The organism is Noviherbaspirillum sp. (genome assembly GCF_035254685.1).
GTDB lineage: Bacteria > Pseudomonadota > Gammaproteobacteria > Burkholderiales > Burkholderiaceae_D > Noviherbaspirillum.
The window spans coordinates 1-26,967 of record NZ_DATFAI010000057.1 but is presented as its reverse complement, the minus strand read 5'-3'; the positions used below and the strand labels follow the sequence as shown (position 1 = coordinate 26,967).

Genomic DNA, 26,967 nt, shown 5'->3' with positions numbered 1-26,967 from the left:
GCAGGAGTAACAAGCAGCAGTGACTTCCAGAACCGACACATCCGACATCGCACGCGAGCGTTACCGCGAAGACTTCAAGGCCCTGCTGGACCTGGGCAAGCAGCGCGGCTATCTCACGCACGCTGAAATCATCGACCACCTGCCGGAAAGCCTTGCCGAAACGGACGCGCTTGAAGGCGTCACCGCCGGCCTGACCGACCTTGGCATTGCCGTCTATGAGCAAGCCCCGGACGCCGAAACCCTGCTGTGGTCCGACAGCGCGACCGTCAGCCCGGCCGACGAGGAAGCCGAGGCGGCGATCGAGGCCGCCCTGTCCTCGACCAACGACTCCGATTTCGGCCGCAGCACCGATCCCCTGCGTCTCTACATGAGCCGCATGGGCACCGCGCGCCTGCTCACAAAGCAGAAGGAAATCGAGATTGCCCGCCGCATCGAGGATGGCCTGAAAGACATGGTTCACGCGATGTCGGCCTGCCCTGCGGTCATCCGCGAGGTCCTCGCCGCAGCAGACCGGATCGCGAAGGACGAGATGAAGATCGGCGACTTCGTGAGCGGCATCAGCGAACCGCATGCTGCCGTGGAGGATGCCGCTGCCGATGCAGACGTGGACGATGCGGATGCACTGGCAAGCCTGGACGACGAAGAGGAAGCGGCGGACGAGGAAAACACCGCGTCGGGCATGTCGCCCCGCCAGTTGCAGCATCTGAAGTTGCACGCGCTCGCGGCATTCGCCCGCATTGGCGACGCCCTGGATGCGCTGGACAAGGCGCAGGTGAAACGCGGCTACGGTTCACGCCCCTATCTTCGGGCGCAGGAAACCATCACGCATGAACTGTCCACCCTGCGCCTCGCGCCCAAGGCCATTGACCTGCTGTCGGGTTCCCTGCGCGAGCAGGTGGAACGCATGCGCCGCAGCGAAAAGGCGATCATGGAAGTCGCGATCAACAAGTGCGGCATGCCGCGCGCGCAGTTCATTTCGGTGTTTCCATCCAATGCCACCAACCTGCAGTGGGTCGATGATGAAGCGGCGGCCGGGCATGCCTACAGCACAAGGCTCACTCGCTATGCGGCCGTGGTGAAGGAACAGCAGCAGAACCTGCTGGACATCCAGCAGCATGTGGCGATTCCGCTGGCCGATCTGCGCGGGCTCTACCGGCGCATGACGGATGCGGAGTCACGCGTGCGTCGCGCCAAGAACGAGATGATCGAGGCGAACCTGCGGCTGGTGGTGTCGATCGCGAAGAAGTATGTCAATCGCGGCCTGCCCTTCCTCGACCTGATCCAGGAGGGCAATATCGGCCTGATGAAAGCGGTCGACAAATTCGAATACCGGCGTGGCTTCAAGTTCTCCACCTATGCGACATGGTGGATCCGCCAGGGCATCATGCGCTCGGTGGCCGATACAGGCCGTACCATCCGCGTGCCGGTGCACATGATGGAGATGGTGAACAAGCTCAACCGCATCTCGCGCGAAATCCGCAGCGCAACCGGCGTCGTTCCCGATCCGGCAACGCTGGCGGTCAAGATGAAGCTGCCGGAAGCCAAGGTACGCGAGATCCTGAAAGTGGTGAGGGAGCCGATATCGCTCGACGTGCCGGTCGGCGAAGAAGGCGACATGGAACTCGGCGACATGGTCGAGGACATCCACGCCCAGGCGCCGGAAGACGCCGCCGTGCAGGCATCGATGCGCGCCATCATCAAGGACATGCTCGATTCGCTCACGCCGCGCGAAGCGAAAGTCCTGCGCATGCGTTACGGCCTCGATACCTCGCGCGACCATACGCTGGAAGAAGTCGGCAAGCAGCTCGATGCCTCGCGCGAACGCGTGCGGCAGATCGAGGCAACGGCGATGAGCAAGCTGCGTCATCCATCCCGTGCGGACAAGCTGCGGAGTTTCCTGGAAGCGGATTGAAGCAGTCAGGTGAAGGCGCGGCAGGCTGTCATTTCTGCGGACGCGGGATTGACAGCCGTACCGGGATGGAAAGACGCTGAATCCCCCATCCTGGCGCTACGCCTGGCTTCAACTTTTGCTTCCCGCCTGCAAGCAATTCAAGGTCTTGCAAGGACCTGCGCCTGACGTATCGACTTTTCGCGAACGCCGACGCAAAAACCGCCTGTTGACTGAACGACATTACCTTCGTGCAGCCTTTGCGTAGCAGGCCTGCAAGCAGGTTGATCCGGCGTCAATACAACGCCGGCATCATTTAACGCACCTCCAAAGCGGGAACCCCGCGCCTTCCCGCCCTATCCCACGTCCGCGTCATCGATTCCGTGCTCACGGCTTCGCATTCCCAGTAACCGACCACGCGCCCTGCAGAGGCGCGCTCCTTCATCGCCATCAGTCATTCCTGTTTCCCCGGTTTTCTGCCAGGGAGAACAGAAGGCAGGTGAAGTGCCGGAGGCAGCAACGATTCGCGTCGTTGCATCTTTTCCAATCGTGCATCTTTTGCGAAGGAGCCTGCAGTGAGAAAAAACCTTGCCCATTGTGCCGCGACACTCTGTTTCACGGCATGCCTTGCACCGGTGGCCATGGCGAACGGCACACCCCAGCCACCTGCCACCCCGCTCCATCCGCCCCACGAGGCGAAGTACAGCTTCAGGACCATCGATGTTCCGGATGCGCTCGGCACTGCCGCCTATGGCATCAATGACGCCGGCGCGATTGTCGGCCGCTTCTTCCATCCCCAGCTGCCGGGGCAGTTCTCCATCAACCACGGATTCCTGCTGGAGAACGGGCAGTTCACGACGATCCAGTACCCGCCTGCGCCCGGCGATGATCCCGACATTGCGGAGACCGCTTACGACATCAACAACAAGGGCGTGATCGCAGGTGGCTATCGCGTCGGACACGGCTTCAACTACGCCTTCCTGCTCGAAGGCGGCACCTACACCACCCTCGCCCAGCCCGAGCCCTATATCTATGTTTCGTCCGCCAACGGGATCACCGATGCAGGCACGATCATCGGCACCTACATCTCCACGCGCATTTCCGACATTCACAGTTTCATGCTCAAGCAGGGCAACTTCACGACCATCGACGTTCCCGGCTCCATCTCAACCTATGCTTACGGCATCAATCATGCGGAAGAGGTCGTCGGCGAGTACATCAGCAGCAATACGCAACATCATGGCTATCTGTCCAGCGGCGGCGGCATCACCAACATCGACCGGCCCGGTGCGGATTCGACAACGCCTTACGGCATCAACCGTCGCGGGCAGATCGCCGGCACCTACCTCGAAGCCGGCGTGATGCACGGCTTTGTGCTGGCCAAGGGCAACTACCTCACCATCGATTATCCCGGCGCGACGAACACCGAAGTATTCGGCATCAACAGCAAGGGGGTGGTCGTGGGGGATTATCTCGATGCCGACGGCCATCGTCACGGCTTCGTCGCCACGCCGCGCCACCATGCCAAGGGATATGAGGACGGCGGCGGCAGCATGCTGATGTCGCCTTTCTGACCGCTATGATCGCTATGATCGCTGGCGTGACCGCATCCTGTTCTTGCGTCAGCTCACCACGTGAAGCAGCGCAGCGCCTAAGATGGACAAAGGAATCCTTCGAATGCTGCTGACGCCATGAAGAAGCTCCAGGTTGCGGTAATCGGCCCCGGCAGGCTGGGCAAGGCGTGCGCCGACGCGCTCATCGGCGACGCCGAACTGACGCTTGCGGGGATCGTCCTCCGTGCCGGGTCGCGCGCTGTGGTTCCGGAGCGACTGCGGCATGCTCCGGTGGTGGAGCATGTGCGCGATCTTCCCATGGTGCGCGTCGCGCTGGTCTGCGTCCCGCCCGACAGTGCGACGGGCGTCGCGCGCGAACTGCTGCAGGCACACATTCCCATCGTCGAATGCGCCCGGCTTGAGGGGCCGGCACGCGAGGCGCATTATTCCGACATCGACGCGGCGGCGCATCATTTCCGCATGCCGGCGGTGATTGGCGCGGGCTGGGATCCGGGGGTGCTGCCGCTGTTCACCAGGGCATTCGACATGCTGATCCCGCGCGGCCATGAAAGCTTCCACCATCATCCCGGCATCAGCCTCCATCACAGCGCGGCCGTTGCGCACATTCACGGCATCAAGGAAGCGCTGGCGGGCGAAATACGCAGCGTGGACGGCCGACCGCAGCGCTATGTCTACGTTGAACTGGAGAAAGGCGCCGTGCTCGGCCACGTGCGGGAAGCCATTGCCGCCGATCCGCTCTTTGCAGGCGAAGAGACGCAGGTGTTCCAGGTTGAGAACATGGCCGAACTGGAGAGCGAAGAAGGAGAAGGCGTGGTCCTTGAACGTCGCTCCACGCCCGCGGCGGGCATCCATGCGAGTCTGTTGCTGGAGGCACGATTCGATTCCATCTCTTTTGCCGCGCAGGTCATGCTGGATGGAGCGCGCAGGATTCCGTTGCTGCCGCATGGCGCACATCAGTACACCATTGGGATGTGAAGAAGACACACTGATTTTTCGGCGGCAAGGCTTGCATTTCAGCACGTCAGTCCGGCAGGAAAAAACTCCCCGTTCTGCGCTGCATCAAACCTGCCCGGCATAGTCGCCCTAAGCTGAAAATTGCCATTCAGCTCACAAGCCGGGAGATTTTTCGGACAACATTACGGATGACATAATGAAAATCCCACTTCACATCACCTTCCTGAATCTTCCTCCGTCGGACGCCATCGAGGCGGAGATTCGCAAGCGCGCGGAAAAGCTGGATCATTTTTCCGAGCATGTCATGCACTGCCAGGTCACGGTGGATTCGATCGGCAAGCACCACACCCAGGGCCTCATGTATGAAGTTCGCGTGGACCTGACCTTGCCCGGCACCGAGATTGCGGTAAGCCATGTGCATCGCCACGAGGACGTCTTCGTGGTCATCCGCGATGCCTTCGAAGCAGCGGTGCGACGGCTGCAGGACTATGTACGCGAGCAGCGCGGCGACGTCAAGACACACGAAGTGCCCTTGCACGGGCATGTGACGCAGCTGTTCGACGAAGGCTACGGCTTCATCGAAACACCGGACGGGCGGGAGTACTACTTCCAGCGCGACAACGTGGCGTATCCGGATTTCGACTCGATCGCGGTTGGCACCGAAGTGCAGTTCCTCGAGCATGTCGCCGCCGAAGGCCTGCAGGCCAAGCGGGTGACGGCCGGCCACCACATTCCGGGCATGCATTGAGCGCGTTCGCGCGATAAGGAGCATTGATGGGCAACCAATTCGATCATGTTTCCGTCCTCAAGAAGGGAAACATCTATTTCGGCGGAAAATGCATTTCACACAATCTCATTTTCCCGGACCAGACGAAGAAGACGATCGGCGTCATCATGCCGTCCATGGTGACCTTCACCACGGACACGCCGGAGATCATGGAAATCATCGACGGGAAGTGCCGCGCGCGCATCGGTGAAGAAGGCGAATGGAAGGACTATGAAAGCGGCCAGCGCTTCCAGGTGCCCGCCAGGACGACCTTCGACCTGGAAGCCTACGAACCGGTGCACTACGTTTGCCACTTCGGGAATGCCTGATTCACGCGGACGGCAGGCAGCGCAAGGATGGCGCTGCCTGCCGTCTGCCGCTCATCCGCCGCTCATCCGCCGCACACTCGCTACTCATCCGCCATTGCGCTCGATCCAGATTCGCGCATCCTCCCGGCGCACACGGGTCCCCATTTCCTCGCACAGATCCGTCATCCGTGACGCAATGTATTCGAAGTGCGCGCCGCGTGCCGGACGCACCTGGCAATCTTCGATGAAGACCGGATGAAGAATGATGCGGCGCCATGCATCCCGCGTCAGTTCCAGTTCCAGCAGCAGCTGGTGGTCGTTGCGGAAATTCTCGTCGACGTAATAATCGTCCACCAGGTCGCCCGCCGCATAAATGATCGGGCAGCCGCGGTAGATCTCGATGCCGTGAAAGACATGGGCGCTGTGGCCGAACAGGATCTTCCATCCCGATTCGATGGCGGCATGCGCCAGCGCGCGGAATCGCTGCGACGGCCGGTGCACCATGTTCGGCCCCCAGTGCAGCGAAAGAATCGGCCAGTCGACGCCGGCATGGCGCAATGCTTCGAGCGCGTCATGCAAGGCTGCCAGCACGGCGTTCTCGTCGCTGAAGTCAAGATAGGCGATACCGGGCTGGTCGGCTTGCGCTGCGAAATCCTGTTGATGGTCGCAGAAGGCCGCCATGCCGAATCGGATATCGCCGCACTCGACGATGACGGGCGCCGCCGCTTCACGTACATTCTCCCCGGCGCCGGCGAAGCGGATGCCGCCGTTGCGCAAATAATGCAGCGTGTCGCACAGGCCACGGAAATCGAAATCGAGGATGTGGTTGTTCGCCAGGCTGACCAGATCCACGCCTGCATGCAGCAATGCATCGATGGCTTGCGGCGGTGCGCCGAAGTAGAAGGCCTTCGGCTCGCCCCGCCACTGTTCATTCGAGGAAGTGATCGCGCATTCGAGGTTGACCACCGTAAGGTCGGCGGCGCGCATCAGTTCCGATACGGGACCCATCGGATAGTCGGGGCCGAAGCGCGCGATGGCCTCTTTCACCAGGCGGCCGAGCATTACGTCGCCGCCGAACATCACGCGCCTGACCGGTGCTTGCATGGATTCGGTCATCTTTCGCTCGCTCAGGTCTGTGCGGCGCGCTTTCCGCGTTCTGCATCCACCGACTTCAGCATGGCGAGACCGGCGACAAAGTAGCCGCCGGTGATCAGCATCGCGAGGCGATGGTCGCCCTGCGACAGCCAGGTGGCGAGGCCGTAGGTCAGCGGGCCGATGATGGAGGCGAGCCGCACCGCCATGCCCCACAGCCCGAAGAATTCGGCGCGTCGCGTTGCGGGGCTGAGTATGCCGACGAAGGCGCGCGCGGCCGACTGGCTTGCGCCGAGGCACAGGCCGGCGATGTTCGCCGCCAGCCAGAACAGGCCGCGGTCGTGCGCAAGCCATGCCAGCACGACCATCAGGATCCAGCCCGCGAGCGTGAGCGCGATGGTGGCGACGTGGCCGATGCGGTCCTGCACGTAGCCGAATGCGAACGCGCCCACTGCGGCGGTGATGTTCACCACGATGATCATCACCACTGCGTCCTGCGTCGAGAAGCCCATCGCCTGCTGGGCATAGATGGCGGCCAGCGCGATGACGGCCTGTATGCCCGACTGGTACACCACGATGCAGAGCAGGAAGCGACGCAGGTCGAGGTAATGGCGCGTGCGGTGCAGCGTCTGCAGCAGCCGACCGAAGGTCTGCCGCAGCAGGCCGGTGCCGGGCAGGGACTGGCGTGGCGCGCGTTCGCGCAGCAGCAGGAAGGTCGGCAGGCTGGCGATGCCGAACATCGCGGCCGTGATCAGCATGGTCACCGGCACGTATTGCCGCGCCTGTTCGCCGTGCGCGATGGCCCAGTTCACGTAAGCAAGGCAGATCCCGAGCGACAGCAGTCCGCCGAGATAGCCGAGGCTCCAGCCCCATCCGGAGACCTTGCCCTGGCTGTCGCCGCTGGCGAGCTCCGGCAGGAAGGCGGCGACGAGGTTTTCCCCGATGCCATAAAAGACACTGGACAACACCAGCAAGACGACACTCAGCGCCAGCGTCCCGGGTTCGGCCAGCGCGAGCGATGCGGTGGTGGCCACGCAGCCGACAGTGGATGCCAGCAACAGACGCTTCTTGTTGGCGCGCAAGTCGGCATAGGCGCCGAGCACCGGGCCGATCACCATCAGCAGCAGGTTCGAGACGGCCAGCGCGGCGGTCCACGCCAGCGTCGCCCAGGCCGCCCCGCCGGCGACCACCGCAACGAAGTAGGCATTGAAGATGGCCGTGATGACGACCGTGGTGTAGCTCGAATTGGCGAAGTCGTACATCGCCCAGCTCCACACTTCCCGACGCAGGACGCCGGGCGCCAGGGCGCTCTCCGCGCCCGGAGCAGCCGCTGATGTGGTCTGGTGCATGGTTTGCCGCCCGCTCTGTGGAAAGGAAAGGATACGGCCGCCCGGGATGGATGAAAAGTCTCCGCCCTCCTCCTGCTTGATCCATAACAAGGATGCGGGCCGGTGAAGATTTATGGTGAGGATGGACAGGCCTATGGCTGACGAGTTGCAGGCGCATGACCAATTCCTTTTCGCCGCTACCGTGAACGAGCGCCACCCAACAATCGAAACTCCTGCCGACGAGCAACTGCTCGCCATCGTGCAGCAGCTCGCCCGCGAAACCCATCCCGGCCATGCGCCCGCGGCCGGCCTGCACTCCTCCTTCGAGCGCGACCTCGGACTGGACAGCCTGGCGCGCGTCGAGCTGATGCAGCGCGTGGGCAACGCATTCGGCGTCGAACTGCCGGGCGAGGTGCTTTCCGAGACCGACACGCCGCGCGAGCTGCTGCGTTTGCTGGCACAGGCGCGCCCGGAGATCTCGGCAGCGGAAACCGTCAGCCTGGCTGGTCCGCGGGAAACCGGCCTTCCCGCAGAAGCGCAGACTCTGGTGGACGTGCTTGAATGGCATGTCGCCCGCCAGCCCGATGCGGTGCATATCCTGCTGCACGACGAGCAGCACCAGGAACATCCGATCCGTTATCGCGACCTGTTCGACGGTGCGTGCTCCATCGCCGCCGGCCTGCTGGAGAAAGGCGTGCAGCCGGGGCAGACCGTGGCGCTGATGCTGCCGACCGGTTTCGATTACCTGTCATGCTTTTTCGGTGTGATGCTCGCCGGCGCCATCCCGGTGCCGATCTATCCGCCGGCGCGCATGGCCCAGCTCGAAGACCACCTGCGGCGCCACGCGCGCATTCTTTCCAATGCCGGAGCTGCGCTCATCGTCACAGTGAAGCAGGCCCGGCAAGTTGCGCTCATGCTGCAGGCCGCCGTCCCGAGTCTTGCGGCGATCGTCACGCCCGCCGAATTGCAGGCAACGCCGCAAGCGCTCCGCCACCGTCCGCAGCCCGGCGATATCGCCTTCCTGCAATACACCTCGGGCAGCACCGGCGATCCCAAGGGCGTGGTGCTCACGCACGCGAACCTTCTGGCCAATGTTCGCGCCCTCGGGCAGGCCACGCAAGCCGGGCCGGAAGACGTGTTCGTCTCCTGGCTGCCGCTTTATCACGACATGGGCCTGATCGGCGCCTGGTTCGGCACCATGTACCACAGCATCCCGCTGGTGCTCATGTCGCCGCTCGCTTTTCTGGCGCGCCCGGCACTCTGGCTGCAGACCATCACACGCCATCGCGGCACCATGTCCGCCGCACCGAATTTTGCCTATGAGCTGTGCGTGCGCCACGTCAGCGACGCCAGCATCAGGGAACTCGACCTGTCGAGCTGGCGGCTTGCGCTCAACGGCGCCGAGCCGGTGAGCCCTGCCACGCTGGAAGCCTTCGCCGCACGCTTTGCGCCCTGCGGTTTGCGCAGGCAGGCCATCACGCCCGTGTATGGCCTGGCCGAGTCGTCGGTTGGGCTTGCATTCCCGCCGCTGGAACGTGGTCCGCGCATCGACCTCATCGCACGTGAATCCTTTGACCGCAAGGGCGAAGCATTGCCGGGAAGCGGCGAAGACACGCTCGCCATTCCTTCCTGCGGCCGCGCGCTGCCGGGACACGAGATTCGCGTCGTCGATGAGGCGGGCCTCGAACTGCCGGAACGGCACGTCGGCCGGCTGGAGTTCCGCGGCCCGTCCGCCACCTCCGGCTACTATCGCAATCCCGCTGCGACCGCGACGCTGTTCCATGGCGCATGGCTCGATTCCGGCGACTACGCCTACATGGCCGACGGCGAAGTCTTCATCGCCGGCCGCGTGAAAGACCTCATCAAGCGCGGCGGACGCAACCTGTATCCCTACGACCTGGAGCAGGCCGCAGGCAACATACCAGGCATCCGCAAGGGCTGCGTCGCGGTGTTCGCCAGCCCCGATCCCGCCACCGGAAGCGAACGCCTGGTCATCATGGCCGAGACGCGCGAACGCGACGAGGCGGCGCGCGCGCACTTGCACGACATCCTGAACCAGACCGCAGTGGATGTGATCGGCATGCCGGCGGATGACATCGTGCTGGTGCCGCCGCATTCGGTGCCCAAGACCTCCAGCGGAAAGATTCGCCGCCTCGCCAGCAAGGAGGCCTACGAGCGCGGCAAGGCGGAACAGCCCGCCGTCCTGCCCTGGCTGAACACGGCCCGCTTCATGGCGAACGCATTGCTGGCCGATGCCCGGGTCGCGGCACGCCGTGCCCGGACCTGGGCATACGGCGTCTACGCATGGCTGCTCTTCGCCGTACTTGCCCTTCCCTGCGGCGGCCTGATCATGCTGCTCGGGCATCCCGCCGCCGGCCGCCGCATCGGGCATTTCGGCACGCGGCTGCTGTTCCGTCTCGCGGGAGTACCGCTCTCGGCGACAGGACTCGGTGACCTGCCGCGCCAGCCCCACGTGCTGCTGGTCAACCATGCCAGCTACCTGGACGGCATCGTGCTCAGCGCTCTGCTGCCGGCCAGCCCGGGATATGCGTTTGCCGCGAAACGCGAATTCACCCGCCAAGCCGTCATGCGCCGCCTGTTGCGCGGCCTGGGCAGCATCTTCGTCGAGCGCGACGATCCCCGGCGCGGCATGGAAGACGTCGAACTGATTGCGGCAGCCTTGCGGCGCGGCGAAAACGTCATCGTCTTCCCGGAGGGAACCTTCAGCCGCGAAGCCGGCCTCAAACCCTTCCACGCCGGCGCCTTCGTCGCCGCAGCGCGTGCCGGCGCACCACTGGTCGTCGGCGGCCTGCGCGGCACCCGCATCGCACTGCGCGGCGACACCTGGTGGCCGCGCCGCTCAAGCATCGAATTCAAGCTCGGCCCGGTCCTGCCACCACCCGGCCCCGCGTGGACAGACGCAATGCATGCAAGCACCGATGCGCGCACCGCAATGGCCGCACTGTGCGGAGAGTTCGCGACCGGATAAGCCGCGTTGACTTCCGTGCAGTGCTACGTAAAACATTTTTGTCCACGGAAAACACGGAAAGCACGGAAAAAATCGATAAGAAATTTCCGTGAATTCCGTGTTTTCCGTGGACAATTTTTTTATCAGTCCGGAGACGAGACGTACATTAGTCAAGACCGTCCGCAAGAGACAAGAAGCTCTTTAAATTTTCCGTGGTAATTCATACACCAGCCGCACTTCGCCGCGCTCCTTTCCTGCGCAACGTGATGCCGTAGCGAACGAGGGCCGCTTCGAAGGCGGGGAAGTCTTTTGAGCGGGGGCGGTCCTTTCGGTAGACCTCTTTCAGGCGTTGCAGGATGCGGCCCGGGTCGTCGACGCTTTTGTTGACGAATCCGAGCACTTTCGCTGCCTGGATCGCGCGATCGGACGGCATGGGGTCTGCCTTGGGCCAGACCCCGCGCAGTTCGCGCAGGAAGATGTTCGTTGTGACTGCGCCGATGCCCTTGCCAAGCTCCATTACGCGCCGCTCCAGATCGGATTCACCGGAAGCACTGTCGTGCAGGGCGTTGAGGTTGCCCTTGTATTGCTGCATCAATGCCTCGTTGATGGCGAGCAGCTTGGTGGCCGTCTTGAAATCGTAGCGGGTGTAGCCGCCGTGGTCGAGCAGTTCGACCAGCCTGTCCCAGCCGGCGTCCAGCATCCTGCGCGGCGCAAGTGCGCTGGCGTGCGCAAACTCATGCCAGGTGCGCATTGCGACGGCTTCCGAAATCGGCGCGCCGAACAGGACCGCGGCGATGAACCACTTGTAGACTTCCGCCGGAGCGCCGCTAGCGAGATCAATGCCGAGTTCCGCGGCATAGGTGCCGCCGGTTTGCCGGATCAGTGCAGACGGGCGGATGGATTCATGGTTGCCCGTGCCGACGGCAGTGCGCGTGCCGATTGCCGCGTGTGCCGTGCGTTCCTCGCGCCGCGTCGACAGCGGTTCATCCTTGTGCATGATCATCCCTTGATGCAAACCCTCGGCTCCAGGCGAGCCACGATGCGTGCCAGGCCGGCCTCGTCGGCGGCCTCGACCACTTCGCTCACGTCCTTGTAGGCGTCAGGCGCTTCTTCCGCCACGCCGCGCATCGACGGGCTACGGATCAGGATGCCGCGCTGTTCGAGCGTGTCGGCCACATGCTTGCCACCGAAGCGGCGCAGCGCCTCGTGCCGGCTCATGCTGCGCCCTGCCCCATGGCATGCCGAACCGAATGACATCGCCATCGAGCGCGCCGTGCCGGCCAGCACATACGACGCAGTGCCCATGCTGCCGCCGATCAGCACCGGCTGGCCGTACGGCCGCAGGTGCGGCGGGAGCGACGGATGGCCTGGGCCGAAGGCGCGCGTCGCACCCTTGCGATGGACGAAGAGCTTCGTTGTCGTGCCGTCCACCTCGTGCTCTTCCATCTTGCAGGTGTTGTGCGAGACGTCATACAGCAGCGACAGCGTCGCCTGCGGAAAGACGCGGGCAAAGACGCCGCGCGTGATGTGCGTGAGGATCTGGCGATTGGCCAGCGCACAATTGATGGCGGCACGCATCGCGCCGAGGTAGCGCCGTCCGAGATCCGATTTGATCGGCGCGCAGGCCAGCTCGCGGTCCGGCAGCGTGGTGCCGTGCTGCTGCGCGACCCAGGCCATCTCGCGCAGAAATTCGGTGCCGATCTGGTGCCCCAGCCCGCGCGAGCCGCAATGCACGCTGACCACGATATCGCCCGCCTGCAAACCGAAGCCCTGCGCGATGTCCTTGTCGATGATGTCGCTCACGCGCTGCACTTCGAGGTAATGGTTACCGGAGCCGAGCGTGCCCATTTCGTCACGCTGCCGGTGCTTCGCCGCATCGGACACGGCAGCAGGATCGGCGCCTTCCATGCGGCCGGATTCCTCGATGGCGTGCAGGTCTTCCTGCGTACCGTAGCCGCGCGCCACGGCCCATTGCGCACCACCGGCCAGCATCTTGTCCATCTCTTCCGGGGTGAGCCGTATCGCACCGTGGCTGCCGACGCCGGCGGGAATCTCGCGGAACAGCGCTGCGGCCAGTGCCTCCTTGCGCGGCTCAAGGTCGCTGTCCTTCAAGCCGGTCTTGAGCAGGCGCACGCCGCAGGAGATGTCGAACCCGACGCCGCCGGCTGACACCACGCCGCCCTGGTCGGGATCGAATGCCGCCACGCCGCCGATCGGAAAGCCGTAACCCCAGTGCGCGTCGGGCATGGCATAGGCGGCCTTCACGATCCCAGGCAGCATCGCCACGTTGCAGATCTGTTCACGGACCTTTTCGTCCATTGCCTGCATCAGTGGCTCGGTGGCGAAGATGATGGCCGGGACTTGCATCGCGCCGTGCGGGGGCATCTCCCACATCGTCGCGGACTGGCGAATGAAGGATGAAATATCCATGTCAGACATCCACCACGCATTGCGCGATCCAGCGCCCGTCCTCGGACTGCTGCACCTTCAGTTCGGTGAGCGTGGCGCCCTTCGGTTCCACCGCGGGACAATGACGCTCGACATCGACCGGCTCGCCCCATGCGGTGCCGTAGAGCGTGGCGCCATCCTGCGACAGCACAAAGCGCCGGAACAGCATGCCGCGCGTGGCCATCTCGTAGATCAGCGCATTGATCCAGTCAAGGAAGAGAAAGTCGTCGTCCGGGCTGCTGCAACGGATATCGACGGCGTGCAGGGCGCGCACGCTTTCCGGTTCTGTGACGACAGAGGTCAGGGCCAGCCCGGCCTGCTCGAATGCCTGCAGCCTGGTCTTGCCGATACCGCGAATGCCGATATCCGCTCCATGGCGGAAGTGTTCCCAACCTTCAGCGGCGGCTACATCGTGCAGCATGGCATCCCCGTTCCCTGCCGGCGAATCCTGAAGAAACAGATTCAGATTAGGCGCGCCGCCCGGGGTGGCCTTGAGATCGATCAACGCGGCGGGGCTTCCCACAATCGTGCAGCGGAAACGCGATTCATTACGTTCTTCGCCGCCCGCATACGTGACAGATGAGGCTCTCCAATAGCGGCAGGAAACATTGGATGATCTGGCGCAAGGATGGCACGGCCGCTCGACTCTAGGATGGAAGCTGACAGCGCTCGCCGATGCGCCGTGCCGCATCGCCCTGCTGCTGAACGGAAGAAACGGTAGCAGATGGTCCACATAAGCCCGTGGCAGCAAGAGCGGCCCTCGACCAGGCTCCTTCCCCCTTGCAGGGGGAAGGATGGGATGGGGGTAGTGAGGTGGTGCAATCACAGTTGTTGACCCCACCTCACTCCCCCGCCCTAGCCCTCCTCCTGCAAGGAGGAGGGGGCCGCGCGGAGACGGCTTCCACCTCAAGGCTATATCTGGATGGACTCCGCGAGACGGAGACACTTCTTTCCATGACACTGACGACACGAAAATGACCACTCCCTCTGCCCTGCCGGTGGCACAGCTCTACCAGTCCTGCGACCCCGAAAAGCTGCCTTTCCTCACCACCGCCGATCTCGCCGACCTGGGCGAGATGATCGGCCAGATGCGCGCAATGGACGCGGTACGCTTCGGCGCGGGGATCCGCCATGAAGGCTACAACATCTTTGCGCTCGGTCCTTCGGGGCTCGGCAAGCGCACCATGGTGCACCAGTTTCTCGAGAAGAAGGCGAGCAGCGAGCCCGGACCGGACGACTGGTGCTATGTCAACAACTTCGCGCAGCCGCACATGCCGCGTGCGCTCCGGCTGCCGGCCGGTCGGGGCACTGCGCTGCGCGCGCAGATGGACCAGCTCATCGATTACCTGGAATCCGCCATCCCGGCGCTGTTTGAGAGCGACGAATACCGTGACAAGATCGGTGCGATCCAGGACGAATTCAGCAAGCGGCAGGAGCAGGCATTGGGCGAGCTGGAAAAGCAGGCGCACCAACAGGAAACGGTACTGCTTCGCACGCCGGGCGGTTTCGCCTTCGCGCCCACGCGCTTCCACGAGATCATGCCTCCGGACGAATACGACAAGCTGCCGGAAAAGGAGAGGAAGCAGATCGAGGAAAAGATCGCCGGCCTGCAGGAGCAACTGGAAAAAATCCTGCGCCGCCTGCCGCAATGGCACAAGGAACGCACCGAACACATCAAGCAGCTCAACCGCGACACCATCCTGTCCGCCGTCGAGCATGCGATGAATGAAGTGCGCATGGCGTTCAGCGACCTGCCGCAGGTGCTGTCCTACCTCGACGTGGTGCAGATGGACGTGATCGAACATGCGGACGATTTCCGCAAGCAGGAAGAACAGGTCGCGCCGGGCATCGCCGTGCTCACGGCGCACGAGGATTTCCGGCGCTACGAGGTGAACGTGCTGGTGTCGAACGGCAAGCACAGCGGCGCACCCATCGTCAGCGAGGACAATCCGACCTACAGCAATCTCGTCGGACGCGTCGAGCACATGTCACAGCTCGGTGCACTGGTCACCGATTTCACCCTGATCAAGGCCGGTGCACTGCATCGAGCGAATGGCGGCTACCTGCTGCTGGACGTGCGCAAGGTGCTGATGCAACCGTTCGCCTGGGAAGGCCTGAAGCGCACGCTGAAGTCGCGCGAAATCTACATCGAATCGCTGGGCCAGGCCTACAGCCTGATCAGCACTGTGTCGCTGGAGCCGGAGCCGATCCCGCTCAATGCCAAGATCGTGCTGTTCGGCGACCGCATGTTCTATTACCTGCTGCAGGAATACGATCCGGAATTCGGTGAACTGTTCAAGGTGGCTGCCGACTTCGAGGAACGCATCGAACGCAATCCGGATAACCACCTGCTTTATGCGCGCATGATCGCCACGCTGGTGCGCCAGGAATCGTTGCTGCCGTTCGACCGCGGCGCGGTGGCGCGCGTCATCGAGCATGGCGCGCGCATGGCCAGCGACAGCGAGCGGCTTTCCACCCATATGGGCAGCGTGAAGGACCTGCTGCGCGAGGCCGATTACTGGGCACGCGAGGAAGGCAGGAACGTGGTGAAGGCCGTCGACGTGCAGCACTCGATCGATACACAGATACGCCGCCAGGACCGCCTGCGCGACCGCTTGCATGAAGAGATCCTGCGCGACACGCTGATGATTAGCACCGACGGCGCGGTCGCCGGCCAGGTCAACGGCCTGACGGTGCTCGAACTCGGCGGCTTCGCCTTCGGGCAACCGATACGCATCACGGCGACAGCGCGCCTTGGCGAAGGCGAACTGATGAATATCGAACGCGAGGTCAAGCTGTCCGGCGCGATCCACTCCAAGGGTGTGCTGATCCTGTCGTCCTTCCTCGCGTCGCGCTATGCGAAGAACCAGCCGATGGCCCTGTCGGCCAGCCTGGTATTCGAACAGTCCTACGGCATGGTGGAAGGCGACAGCGCCTCCATGGCCGAACTGTGCGCGCTGCTGTCGCGCCTGGCCGACGTGCCGGTCAGACAGTCGCTCGCGATGACCGGCTCGGTCAACCAGTTCGGACAGGCGCAAGCCATTGGCGGAGTCAACGAAAAGATCGAAGGCTTCTTCGATATCTGCGCAGCGCGCGGCCTCAACGGCGAGCATGGCGTGCTGATCCCTGCTGCCAACATCAAGCATCTGATGCTGCGCCGCGACGTCGTGAACGCCGTCAACACCGGCAAGTTCCAGATCTACGCCTATGAAGACGTGGACCAGGCCATCTCCCTGCTGACCGGCGTGGAAGCCGGTGTCGCACGCGACGGCCGCTACCCGGAAGGCAGCGTCAACTACAAGGTCGCGATGCGTGTCGCGGAACTCGCCGAGCTGATGAAGGCATTCTCGAAACACGAGGGGAGCAGGTCGAAGGACGGCAAGGATGCGGGTTGATCGGTGTTAGTGGAACGTTTCGACCAAAATCTTTGGGGGTCCACGGAAAACACGGAAAGCACGGAAAGAAAAACTCTTTGTCCACGAAATACACTCGGCGTGCCCCACGAAAGACACGAAAAATTTCAGGAAATGTTCCTGACTCGCTCAGATAAGCCTGCTTGCGCAAGGATGTCATTCCCAAGAAGACGGGTGGCCACTCCAGAAACTCAGCATGGATCCCCGCTTTCGCGGGGACGACGCAAGAGAGACTTGCGATAATTGAACGGCGTGAGGTAAAAAACGTGAAGCCTTTCGTGGGACACGCCGAGTGTCTTTCTTGGACAAAGAGTTTTTCTTTCCGTGCTTTCCGTGCTTTCCGTGGACAAAAAGGTTTTCTTCCCGCGCTTCCGTGGACACTAAAGATGCCAATCAGCACCTCTCATCCCGCCTTCGCACGCAGATATGCCAGCAGGTCATTCAAGGTTCGCAGCTTCGCGTAATCCGACTCCGGGATATCCACCTTCAGCTTCTGGTGCAGGCCGATCAGGAAGTTGAGCCAGTCCATGGAATCGAGGTCGACCTGTTCGCGCAGGGGCTTGTCAACAATGAGCGCATCCGTCTCAACCTCGGGGGCAATAGTGGTGAGCGTGGACAACACGGTGGAGAGAAGTTCCTGTTGTTCCATGCTCGCCCCTTCAGAGTTGTTCCGGCCGCTGCAGCCGTTCGCGCACTTCGGCGAGGAACAGCGCGCCGAGATGTCCGTCGGAGACGCGATGATCGGCAGCGAGGCTGGCAGTCATCGCCGGCATCGTGCACAGCACGCCGTCGCTTACCCATGGCATGTCACGAATCCTGCCGAAACCCACCAGCGCCACCTGCGGCGGATAAATGATCCCGTACACCGCATCCACGCCTTGCTCGCCGAGGTTGGTCACCGTGATGGTCGGGTCGGTCATCTCGGAACTGCGCAGCGATCCGGCGCGCGCCCGCTTTACCAGGTCGCTCAGGTCCTGCATCAGCTGGTCCAGCGTCTTCTCCGCGACGTCATGAATGGCGGGCGCGATGAGGCCGCCCTGCCGCAGCGAGATCGCCACGCCGACATGAATGGCCGCTGACGGTTGGTGCGCGCCGTCGATGTAGAAGCCGTTCAGGTCCGGATACTTTTGCAAGGCCAGCGCCACCGCTTTCAACTGCAGCACGGCCATCAGCAAACGCTCCGTGATGCTGCGTTTCTCGTTGGCGGCAGCAAGCCATTGCTGCGCGTTGCGCATCGCCACGGTTTCGCTCAGGTAGTAGTGCGGAATCTCTTTCTTGGAACGGCTCATCGCCGCCGCGATGGCCTTGCGCATTTCCGTCTGCCTGTCAGGCGCGGCAGGCTGCGCCTTCCCTTCGAGCGCTTGCACGTCCTGCAAGGTGACCGTGCCATCCGGTCCGGTACCGGCCACACGATCAAGGTCGATGCCATGTTCCTCGGCGTGCTTGCGTGCCGCGGGAGAGATCCTGCGCCTTGCAGCAGAGGCGGAAGGCGCAGCAACTGGTGCTGCGCGTTCATGCCGTTGCGCGGTCTCTGGCGACTCTCCGGCCTCGAGCAGCGTGAACAGCACGCCGCCGACCGGCAGCGTTTCGCCTGGCTGTGCCAGCAGCTCGAATACCGTTCCCTCCTGCCAGCTCTCCACGTCGACCGCCGCCTTCGAGGTATCCACCACGGCGATCACCTGGCCGCGCCGCACGGTGTCGCCGGGCTTGATTTGCCATTCGAGCAGTTTTCCCTCGTCGACATCGGCGCCAAGAAACGGCAGCTTGAATTCGATCATGTCTTGCCCACCACCTGTCTTGCTGCTGCCGCGATCGTCTTCGCCTGCGGCAACGCGGCTTCCTCGAGGTGGCGCGGGTAAGGGATCGGTACCTCGGCGCTGCACACGCGTGCCGGCGGCGCGTCCAGTTCGTAGAAAACCTCTTCGGCAATGCGCGCGACGATCTCGGCCGCGAAGCTGCCAGTCCGCCAGCCTTCATCCACCACCACCACGCGATGTGTCCTGCGCACCGACGCGGCAATGGTTGCGGTATCCAGTGGACGCAGCACGCGCAGGTCGATCACTTCCGCATCGATTCCCTCCTCGGCCAGACCTTGCGCCGCCTCGAGCGCTTTCGGCAGGCAGCCGCTCCAGGCGATGATGCTCACGTCATTGCCGGCGCGCCGCACTGCGGCCGAGCGAATGTCGCACGCCGCGGGAGCGATGTCCTCTTCCATGTTGTAGAGCTGCGCATGTTCAAAAATGATGACCGGGTCGGGATCGGCCAGGGCAGGTGCGAGCATGCCGCGCGCATCGGCCACCGTTCCCGGCGCGAGCACCTTGATGCCGGGAATATGCGCATACCAGCCTTCGAGGCTGTGCGAATGCTGCGCCGCGACCTGCCGGCCGGCACCGGTGGCCATGCGGATCACGAGCGGCACATGGAACTGTCCGCCCGACATGTGGCGCATCGCGGCAGCCGTGTTAACGATCTGATCCAGCGCCAACATGCTGAAATTGACGGTCATGACCTCGACGATCGGGCGCATGCCGCCGAGCGCAGCGCCGATGCCCGCGCCGACAAACCCCAGCTCGGACAGGGGCGTGTCGCGGATGCGCTCCGGTCCGAATTCCTCCAGAAATCCTTTTGATACCGCATAGGTTCCGCCGTACTTGCCGACGTCCTCGCCCATCAGGAATACGCGCGGATCGGTAGTCAGCGCTTCGCGCAACGCCTGGCGCATGGCTTCGCGGTAGCTCATCTTCATGGCCGCGCCTCCGGCGAATAGACGTCCCGCGTCAAGGCTTCGACCGGCTCCCATTCCGATGCGTCGGCGAAGGCGATCGCCGCCTCCACTTCCTGCCAAGCCTGCCCGTCGATGGACTGCCATTCCGTATCGGTCAACATGCGTTCCTGCTTCAGGTGGGCGGCAAAGCCATCGATCGGGTCACGCTTTTTCCATTGTTCGATTTCCGCCTTGTCGCGGTACAGGTCAGGGTCGTACATCGAATGCGCGCGGAAGCGGTAGGTCTGCAATTCGAGGAAGAACGGCCCCTCGCCGGCGCGCACCTGCTGTGCGGCGTGCTGCACCGCCTCGTGCACTGCCAGCACATCCATGCCGTCGGCCTTCATCACCGGGACCTTGTAGCTGGCCGCCTTCGCGCAGAGGTCGGTCTGCGACTCGGAGCGCGCGAGTGCGGTACCCATCGCGTAGAAATTGTTCTCGCACAGGAAAAGCACCGGCAGCTTCCACAGGGCGGCGAGATTCATCGACTCATGGAAAGCGCCTTCCGCCATCGCGCCTTCACCGAAGAAGCAGGCATTCACGCGCCGGATGCCCTGCATCTTGTCCGCCAGCGCCAGGCCGACCGTGAGCGGCAGGCCGCCGCCGACGATCGCATTGCCGCCGAAGAAGCGTGCCGTGCGGTCGAACAGGTGCATGGAGCCGCCGCGCCCTCGCGAGCAGCCGTCGCGCTTGCCGAACATTTCCGCCATGATCGCGTTCATCGAAACGCCGCGGATCAGCGCATGGCCGTGTTCGCGGTATGTTGCAACAATGTTGTCACCTATATCGAGGGCATGCAGTGCACCCACCGCGACCGCTTCCTCGCCGATATACAAATGCAGGAACCCGCGGATCTTTCCGGTGCCATACAGCTCCGCCGCTTTCTCTTCCATGCGGCGGATGCGCAGCATGTCGGCGAGGAATCCCAGGCAGACCGGTTTGTCGCATGTCATGCTCATGGCTGTCCCTCGAGCGTCGAGGTGTCTCCTTCCGGCAGGCCGAGCTCGCGCGCCTTCAGCAGGCGGCGCATGATCTTGCCGCTGCGCGTGCGGGGCAACGACGGCAGGAAATCGATTTCCTTCGGCGCCACGGCCGCACCGAGACGCTTGCGGGCATGGCCGAGCAATTCCATGCGCAGCGCATCGCTCGCCTCGTAGCCGCTCTTCAACGACACGAATGCCTTGACCATTTCGCCCACGGTTTCATCCGGCTTGCCGATCACCCCTGCTTCCGCGACCGCCGGGTGTTCCATCAGGACGCTCTCGACTTCGAACGGGCCGATCAGGTGGCCGGAGGACTTGATCACGTCATCGGCGCGGCCGACGAACCAGTAGTAGCCGTCGGCATCGCGCTGCGCCAGGTCGCCCGTCAGGTAGAGTTCGCCCGCGAAGGATTTGCGATAGCGTTCCTCGTTGTTGAGATAGCCGCGGAACATCGACGGCCAGCCGCGCTTCAAGGCCAGTTCTCCCTGGGTGTCTGGCGTGTCGATGATGCGCAATTCGCCCTGCTCGCCGCGCTCGACGATGAAAGCATCGATGCCGGGAAGCGGACGTCCCATCGAGCCGGGCTTGATGTCGAAGGCCGGCGTGTTGGCGATCATGATGCCGCCGGTCTCGGTCTGCCACCAGTTGTCGTGGATCGGCAGGCCGAGCACTTCCTTGCCCCACCAGATCGCTTCCGGATTCAGCGGCTCGCCCACGCTGGCGATGAAGCGCAGTTGCGGGAATGCATATTTGCGCGGAATCTCGTCGCCGGCCTTCATCAACATGCGGATCGCGGTCGGGGCGGTATACCAGACCGTGATCTTCTGCTCCTGCAGGATGCGGTACCAACGCTCAGCATCGAAATCGGCTTCATCGACGATGGAAGTCACACCGTGCAACAGCGGCGCGATGATGCCGTAGGAGGTTCCCGTCACCCAGCCCGGGTCGGCGGTGCACCAGAAGATGTCATCCGGATGCAGGTCGAGCGCGAACCGGCCAGTAGCCCAGTGCGTGACGGCTGCGTCGTGCACGTGCACCGCGCCCTTTGGCGCGCCGGTGGTGCCGCTGGTGAAGTGCAATAGTGCCATGTCGTCGGGCTGCGTCGGCGCGACATCGAATTCGTCGCTTGCCTGTTCCATCAGCCGCTGCAGATCGGCCGTGTCGGGAATGTCGCCCGCGGTCTGTGCCAGCAAGACATGCCGCAGGCCCGGCAGCCGGTCACGGATCTTTTCCACCTTGCGGCGGTACAGCGCTTCGGTCGTCACCAGAACCCTCGCATCGCCGAGCGTCAGACGCGTCGCGATGGGTTCGGGCCCGAATGCGGAAAACAGCGGGCAGGCGACTGCGCCGTATTTCAGGCTACCCAGCACCGCTACATACAGTTCGGGAATGCGGCCGGCCAGGATGAACACGCGCTCGCCCCTGGCGACGCCAAGCTGGCCGAGCAGATTGGCGAAACGGCTCGTCAACGTCGAAAGTTCGCCATAGGTCATGTCGCGGTCGGCGTCCGCGCCCAGGAAGCGGAACGCGACACGGCCACACGCCTTGCCCGTGGCATGGCGATCCACTGCTTCGAACGCCATGTTGATGCCGCCGCCCGGCAGGCCGGCCAACTCCGCGCGCGCCCTTTCCCAGGAGAACTCGCGCCGGGTTTCAGCGTAATCCACCCAGTTCGGCGACACGCCGAAACCGGTTGCGGACTTGCGGATGACGGAGCTGCGTTCCATGCGCTCATTCCCCTCATGCCTTGCTTCAAACCATTGTCCCGCCGGGGTGTTGCGGGCTATTGATCGGCATCAAAGCGCGATATGCCCGCGGTTCGTCCCCCGGGGCGCGATGCCGCCTGCCTGCTGCGCGCCTGGAAATTGTTTGGCGGCTTTCCGGTCTTACCAGCATGTCTCTTTGCCATGGAGATCCCCACATGCAGATGCCGGGCGCCGCGCACAGTGCATCCTTCACGCTCGACCGCGCACGCTTCGACGGCGTGCTGTTCGACCTCGACGGCGTCGTCACGAAGACGGCGACGGTGCATGCGCGCGCATGGCAAGCGATGTTCGACGATTTCCTCCGCGCATGGGAAAAGCAGACCGGCCGCAAGCAGTTGCCGTTCGATGTGGTGCAGGATTACAGCCGTTACGTCGATGGTCTGCCGCGCGAGGAAGGCGTGCGGCGCTTCCTTGCCTCGCGCGGGATTTCCCTGCCGCAAGGGACGTCATCCGACCCTGCAGACGCGCAGACGATCCACGCACTGGCCACACGGAAAAACGCGCTGCTGCTTGAGCTGATCCGCAACCAGGGCGTCGAGGTGTATCCGTCGACGGTTGAACTGATCCGCGCCTTGCGCGGCTGCGGCTTGCGCACCGCCGTGGTTTCCTCCAGCGCCAACTGCCGCGAGATCCTTGCATCGGTGGGATTGCTGCCGCTGTTCGATGCACGTGTCGATGGCATCGACCTGGCGCGCGGCGAGCTGCGCGGCAAGCCCGCCCCGGATACATTTCTCGAGGCTGCACGCCGCCTTAGCGTCACACCGGGGCGGGCGGTGGTGGTGGAAGATGCTGCCGCCGGCGTGGAGGCGGGACACACCGGCGGTTTCGGAGCGGTGATCGGCGTGGACCGGCTGGGACGGCCCGAAGCGCTTGCGCACGCCGGCGCCACGGTGGTCGTGGAGGATCTGTCGCAGATCGCTGCCAGCGCGGAATGCCAACCGGACCAGGCTCAGCCATGAACGATCTTTCACCTGGCATCCAGCAGCCTGCGGCCGATCCGCTGTTCCAGCCGACCGACGATCCGCTCTGGCTGATGATCGACAACGAGTTCACGCCAGCGCGCGAACATGAATTCGAATCGATGTTCGCCGTCGCCAACGGCTACCTCGGCCAGCGCGGTTCGCTGCCGTTCGGCACCTCCCTCTCGGCGCCGGCGGTATTCATCGCCGGCGTGTTCGATGTGATCCCGCCCTCCACCCTGCCCGAACTGGTCGCCGCGCCGGGATGGACGCTGCTGTCGGCGGGAACGGCATCCGATGCGCGCACGGAGCAGGGATTTTCGCTCATGGAGCATCGCCGCATCCTCGACATGCGGCAAGGTGTCTTCCGCCGCGAGTTCCGCCTGCGTGACAAGGGCGGCGGCATCATTCGCGTGCTCTTCCTGCGCCTCGCCTCGCTCGCGGACCGGCATCTCCTGCTGCAAAGCTCGCTCTGCACCTCGGAAACGCTCGCGGGGAGACTGGTGGCGCGTTCGGGTTTCGTGCCGCCGTCCGCGGCGGCGGCGAGGACATTTTCGCGCGGCATATCCTGCCTCGATGCCCATTTCGGCCGCGTGCATGTGCTCGAAGGCAGCACGCAGGCCGGCATGCACATCGCCCTGGCCGTCGCGCCGCGGCTCGTCTCGCTGGAAACCGGCGTGGAAGCCGCGCCCGTGGCATCGTCGCCGGAAAGCATCGACAGCACCGTCGAGGCAGATATCGAAACGGGTCAGACCTGGCGCTACGACTGGGTGGAGACATGCTGCACGACGCACGAGCACGCAGCACCGGCACAGGCCGCGATCGCAAACCTGGATACCGTGCTGGCCGACGGTGTCATGCCGGCCATCCAGCGCCACGTGGAAGCCTGGCAGCGGCGCTGGGACATCGCGGACGTGCGCATCGATGGCGACGAGGATGCGCAGCGCGCGATCAGGTTCGCCTGCTATCACCTGATCTCCACCGTCAATCCGGCGGACGAGCATGTTTCCATCGGAGCCCGCGCGCTGACCGGCAACGGCTACAAGGGCCATGTGTTCTGGGACACGGAAACCTACCTGCTGCCGTTCTACACGCTCACCGATCCGGCCTCGGCGCGCGCTCTGCTGATGTACCGCTTCCACACGCTCGATGCCGCGCGCCGCAAGGCGCAACGACTGGGTTATCGCGGCGCCTTGTACGCCTGGGAATCAGCCGACACCGGCGACGATGTCACGCCGTCGTACGCGACCACGCCTGTAGGCAAGGTCATCCCCGTGGTGACCGGTGCGCAGGCCCACCACATCAGCGCCGACATCGCCTACGCCGTCTGGCAATACTGGCAGGCTACTGCCGATGACGGCTTCCTGTGCGAGGCCGGTGCCGAGATCCTGGTCGAGACGGCACGCTTCTGGGCGAGCCGCGGCCGCTTCGAGGGCGACGGCCTGTATCACATCCGCGGCGTGGTCGGGCCGGATGAATACCACGACGGGATCGATGACAATGCCTACACCAACTGGATGGCGCGCTGGAACCTGGAATGCGCAGCCAACGCCATGGACGTGCTGAAGGAACGTTATCCAGAACAATGGCGCAGCCTCGCCGGACGTCTCGGCGTCGAAGAGGGTGAAGCCGATCGATGGCGCACCATCGCCGCCGCGATATACGACGGCATCGATCCCGCGCGCGGCATGATCGAACAGTTCGCCGGCTATTTCGGGCTGGAAGACATTGACCTCGCGCCGTATGCGCAGCGCAGCCTGCCGCTGGACGTCATCCTGGGCCGGGAACGCACGCAGGGTTCCACCCTCATCAAGCAGGCCGACGTCGTGATGCTGCTCGCGCTGCTGGGTCACCGCATCGCGCCGTCCATGCAGGAAGCCTGCTACCGCTATTACGAACCGCGCACCGAGCACAGCAGCTCGCTGAGCCCCGCAATCCACGCGCTGCTCGCGGCGCGCCTCGGCGACACGGCACTCGCACTGCGCTACTTCCGGCAGGCACGCGACATCGACCTGGCGGACAACATGGGCAATGCCTCCGGCGGCGTGCATATCGCCGCGCTCGGCGGACTGTGGCAGTCGCTCGTGTTCGGATTCGCCGGACTGCGCCTGGACGACGCCGGCCTGTCGCTTGCGCCGCACTGCCCTGACAACTGGGATGTCGTTCGCTTCACCCTGCTGTGGCGCGGCCAGCGGATTGCGTTCAGTGTCACGCCAACGATGCTGGAGATTGCGCTGACCGATGGCGCTCCGGTGCCTGTCGCGGTCGGCGACTCACCGGCGGTCGCATTGCAGGCCGCCTTGACCTACCGCTGGACGTCCAGCGACGGAACATGGAAGGAGATGGCTCGTGAATGCCGTCAATGCTGAGGCGATGCATATCGTCCTGCCATTCGTGGACTCGCCCGGCTTCGGCGCTGCCCTGCCGGTGGCGCTGGTCGTGGCGAAGACCCTGCGTGCGGAACTGCGCGTCGTGACCGATGCGACGCGGATGCCGCAAGTGGACGATGCCCTGCGCCGGGCGAACCTGCCGCAGGAAGAGCGCGATGCCATCATCGTCGAACGGGCCACCGGAGACCTGGCCGACGCCACGCTGCACGCTGCGGGCGCCGCGAGACATGCCATGGTCATCCTCGCGACGCGCTTCCACGGCGAGCGCGCGGAAGAGCCCGCGCCGGACAGCGACGCGTTCGGCCATGACATCCTGGAGCGCATCACGCGTCCCGTGCTCATCGTCCCGCCCGACAGGGACATGCATGCCTGGCAATGGCGCAAGCAGTTGCTGCCGCAGGACGGCACGCCTGAATGTGCGGGTGCGCTGGCGCAGGTCATCAACCGCTCCTCGCACTTCGGCATCGAGAACCTGGTCATGCGCGTCGCCGGTGCTGATGTCGGCCAGCCGACCGAACCCGGCAGCCTCGCCACGCCGCGCTATATTGATCATCCGCAGTATGAATGGGACATCTGGGGGCAGGAGTTCCTCGATCGCATCCAGGCGATGGGGGTGCGCATCGGTGAGCAGAAGCTGACGTTACTGATGGCTTCCGGAGATCCGGGGGTCGAAACCTTGCGCACGGCAAGGGAGAAAGAGGCGGACATGATCGTGCTGCCCTGGCATTGTGCGATCGGGTCGGGGCGGGCTTTGCTGGTGAAGTCGATTCTTGAGGGGGCGGAGTGTCCGGTGTTGTTGTTGCCGCAGAGGGGGAGTGATCGGTGTAGGGGTGCTGTGGGTTAAGTATTGAGGTTTGGCTTTTTCTTCGGTGATTCAATGCGGTTGTCTCTTCGTGGGGGCTTGCCGGGGGCGGCCCGGCAGCCGCTCACTTTTCTTGTCTCGCCAAGAAAAGTAAGCAAAAGAAGGCGACCCCGCTGCCGTCGCCCGCTTCGCGGGTTCCCAAAAGAGTGCCTGCCAAAACGGGAAGCGAAACAAACTCGCCTTCGGCTCAAACAGGTTTCGCTTCTTTTTCCGTTTCGGCAGGCACTCTTTTGGCGTCGTCAGAAGGGGGATTTTCAAACCCATCCCCACCCCAACCCTCCCCTTGAAGGGGAGGGAGTGAAAAGCATTCTTTATCTTGTAGGCGAAACCGATAAAGAACAGACTTCTCCCTCCCCTTCAAGGGGAGGGTCGGGGTGGGGATGGGTTTGAATCACCCGCTCTGGCTCCGCCGAAGCAATGCAGGCGAAAGCGGATAAAGAAGCGAAATCTGTCTGAGTTCCGAGCGCAGCGAGGGCGAGTTATTTCGCTTCCCGCTTTCGCCTG

Annotated in this window: 20 protein-coding genes; 10 read left to right on the top strand and 10 right to left on the bottom strand. The window is 63.8% G+C overall.

Going from position 1 to position 26,967, the window contains the following annotated elements; genetic code table 11:
* The first annotated feature begins 19 nt into the window (after positions 1 to 19).
* The 5 genes from rpoD (at position 20) to VJ698_RS24055 (ending at position 5,511) form a co-directional block, all read left to right on the top strand.
* Positions 20 to 1,912, top strand: a complete 1,893-nt coding sequence (rpoD, locus tag VJ698_RS24075; RefSeq protein ID WP_324105362.1) for an RNA polymerase sigma factor RpoD — start codon at positions 20 to 22, stop codon at positions 1,910 to 1,912.
* Positions 1,913 to 2,463: 551 nt separating this feature from the next.
* The gene (locus tag VJ698_RS24070) at positions 2,464 to 3,462 is read left to right on the top strand and encodes a hypothetical protein (protein WP_324105361.1); all 999 of its coding nucleotides are present in this window, start codon (positions 2,464 to 2,466) and stop codon (positions 3,460 to 3,462) included.
* Positions 3,463 to 3,579: 117 nt separating this feature from the next.
* Positions 3,580 to 4,437 carry a hypothetical protein gene (locus tag VJ698_RS24065; RefSeq protein WP_324105360.1) on the top strand — a complete coding sequence of 286 codons (858 nt, stop codon included), beginning with the start codon at positions 3,580 to 3,582 and terminating at the stop codon, positions 4,435 to 4,437.
* Between the two features lie 175 nt (positions 4,438 to 4,612).
* On the top strand, positions 4,613 to 5,164 hold the full coding sequence (locus VJ698_RS24060) for an HPF/RaiA family ribosome-associated protein (RefSeq protein WP_324105359.1): 552 nt from the start codon (positions 4,613 to 4,615) through the stop codon (positions 5,162 to 5,164).
* 26 nt (positions 5,165 to 5,190) lie between these two features.
* Entirely contained in the window at positions 5,191 to 5,511 is a 321-nt protein-coding gene (locus VJ698_RS24055) for a pyrimidine/purine nucleoside phosphorylase (RefSeq protein WP_324105358.1), read from the top strand.
* A gap of 84 nt (positions 5,512 to 5,595) precedes the next feature.
* Here the strand turns inward: VJ698_RS24055 and VJ698_RS24050 are convergent, their stop codons facing one another.
* Both VJ698_RS24050 and VJ698_RS24045 read right to left on the bottom strand, forming a co-directional pair.
* Positions 5,596 to 6,606, bottom strand: coding sequence for a CapA family protein (locus tag VJ698_RS24050; RefSeq protein WP_324105357.1), 1,011 nt, complete (start codon positions 6,604 to 6,606; stop codon positions 5,596 to 5,598).
* 11 nt (positions 6,607 to 6,617) lie between these two features.
* Complete coding sequence (locus VJ698_RS24045) at positions 6,618 to 7,931, bottom strand: MFS transporter (RefSeq protein ID WP_324105356.1); 1,314 nt, start codon at positions 7,929 to 7,931, stop codon at positions 6,618 to 6,620.
* Between the two features lie 133 nt (positions 7,932 to 8,064).
* Here VJ698_RS24045 and VJ698_RS24040 point away from each other — a divergent pair, with 133 nt between their 5' ends.
* Entirely contained in the window at positions 8,065 to 10,899 is a 2,835-nt protein-coding gene (locus VJ698_RS24040; RefSeq protein ID WP_324105355.1) for an AMP-binding protein, read from the top strand.
* Between the two features lie 199 nt (positions 10,900 to 11,098).
* Here the strand turns inward: VJ698_RS24040 and VJ698_RS24035 are convergent, their stop codons facing one another.
* Genes VJ698_RS24035 through VJ698_RS24025 form a run of 3 tightly spaced genes read right to left on the bottom strand, consistent with a single transcriptional unit; the run spans position 11,099 to position 13,747 of the window.
* Positions 11,099 to 11,875 carry a hypothetical protein gene (locus VJ698_RS24035; protein WP_324105354.1) on the bottom strand — a complete coding sequence of 259 codons (777 nt, stop codon included), beginning with the start codon at positions 11,873 to 11,875 and terminating at the stop codon, positions 11,099 to 11,101.
* A 2-nt stretch (positions 11,876 to 11,877) separates the two neighbouring features.
* On the bottom strand, positions 11,878 to 13,308 hold the full coding sequence (locus VJ698_RS24030) for an RtcB family protein (RefSeq protein ID WP_324105353.1): 1,431 nt from the start codon (positions 13,306 to 13,308) through the stop codon (positions 11,878 to 11,880).
* Position 13,309: 1 nt separating this feature from the next.
* Positions 13,310 to 13,747, bottom strand: coding sequence for an archease (locus VJ698_RS24025; protein WP_324105352.1), 438 nt, complete (start codon positions 13,745 to 13,747; stop codon positions 13,310 to 13,312).
* Between the two features lie 553 nt (positions 13,748 to 14,300).
* On the opposite strand from VJ698_RS24025, the gene VJ698_RS24020 reads away from it, so the two are divergent.
* Positions 14,301 to 16,721, top strand: coding sequence for an ATP-binding protein (locus VJ698_RS24020; protein ID WP_324105351.1), 2,421 nt, complete (start codon positions 14,301 to 14,303; stop codon positions 16,719 to 16,721).
* Between the two features lie 421 nt (positions 16,722 to 17,142).
* Here the strand turns inward: VJ698_RS24020 and VJ698_RS24015 are convergent, their stop codons facing one another.
* From VJ698_RS24015 to acsA, 5 genes are read right to left on the bottom strand one after another with little or no spacing between them, the layout of a single operon-like run.
* Positions 17,143 to 17,388: an acyl carrier protein gene (locus VJ698_RS24015; protein WP_324105350.1), complete on the bottom strand. Its 246-nt coding sequence runs from the start codon at positions 17,386 to 17,388 to the stop codon at positions 17,143 to 17,145.
* A gap of 10 nt (positions 17,389 to 17,398) precedes the next feature.
* Positions 17,399 to 18,517 (bottom strand): dihydrolipoamide acetyltransferase family protein, encoded by a 1,119-nt coding sequence (locus VJ698_RS24010; protein ID WP_324105349.1) that lies wholly within the window; start codon positions 18,515 to 18,517, stop codon positions 17,399 to 17,401.
* Complete coding sequence (locus VJ698_RS24005; RefSeq protein WP_324105348.1) at positions 18,514 to 19,485, bottom strand: pyruvate dehydrogenase complex E1 component subunit beta; 972 nt, start codon at positions 19,483 to 19,485, stop codon at positions 18,514 to 18,516. Before VJ698_RS24005 ends, VJ698_RS24010 begins: the two co-directional genes overlap by 4 nt.
* On the bottom strand, positions 19,482 to 20,462 hold the full coding sequence (pdhA, locus tag VJ698_RS24000; RefSeq protein WP_324105347.1) for a pyruvate dehydrogenase (acetyl-transferring) E1 component subunit alpha: 981 nt from the start codon (positions 20,460 to 20,462) through the stop codon (positions 19,482 to 19,484). The genes VJ698_RS24005 and pdhA overlap by 4 nt, the downstream gene beginning before the upstream one ends.
* Complete coding sequence (acsA, locus tag VJ698_RS23995) at positions 20,459 to 22,213, bottom strand: acetate--CoA ligase (RefSeq protein ID WP_324105346.1); 1,755 nt, start codon at positions 22,211 to 22,213, stop codon at positions 20,459 to 20,461. The genes pdhA and acsA overlap by 4 nt, the downstream gene beginning before the upstream one ends.
* A gap of 194 nt (positions 22,214 to 22,407) precedes the next feature.
* Between acsA and VJ698_RS23990 the strand changes: the two genes are divergently transcribed.
* Genes VJ698_RS23990 through VJ698_RS23980 form a run of 3 tightly spaced genes read left to right on the top strand, consistent with a single transcriptional unit; the run spans position 22,408 to position 26,445 of the window.
* Positions 22,408 to 23,211 (top strand): beta-phosphoglucomutase family hydrolase, encoded by an 804-nt coding sequence (locus VJ698_RS23990; RefSeq protein WP_324105345.1) that lies wholly within the window; start codon positions 22,408 to 22,410, stop codon positions 23,209 to 23,211.
* A complete protein-coding gene (locus VJ698_RS23985; protein WP_324105344.1) occupies positions 23,208 to 25,580 on the top strand; it encodes a glycoside hydrolase family 65 protein in 2,373 nt (790 codons plus the stop codon). The genes VJ698_RS23990 and VJ698_RS23985 overlap by 4 nt, the downstream gene beginning before the upstream one ends.
* Positions 25,561 to 26,445 carry a universal stress protein gene (locus VJ698_RS23980; protein ID WP_324105343.1) on the top strand — a complete coding sequence of 295 codons (885 nt, stop codon included), beginning with the start codon at positions 25,561 to 25,563 and terminating at the stop codon, positions 26,443 to 26,445. Before VJ698_RS23985 ends, VJ698_RS23980 begins: the two co-directional genes overlap by 20 nt.
* Positions 26,446 to 26,967: the final 522 nt, after the last annotated feature.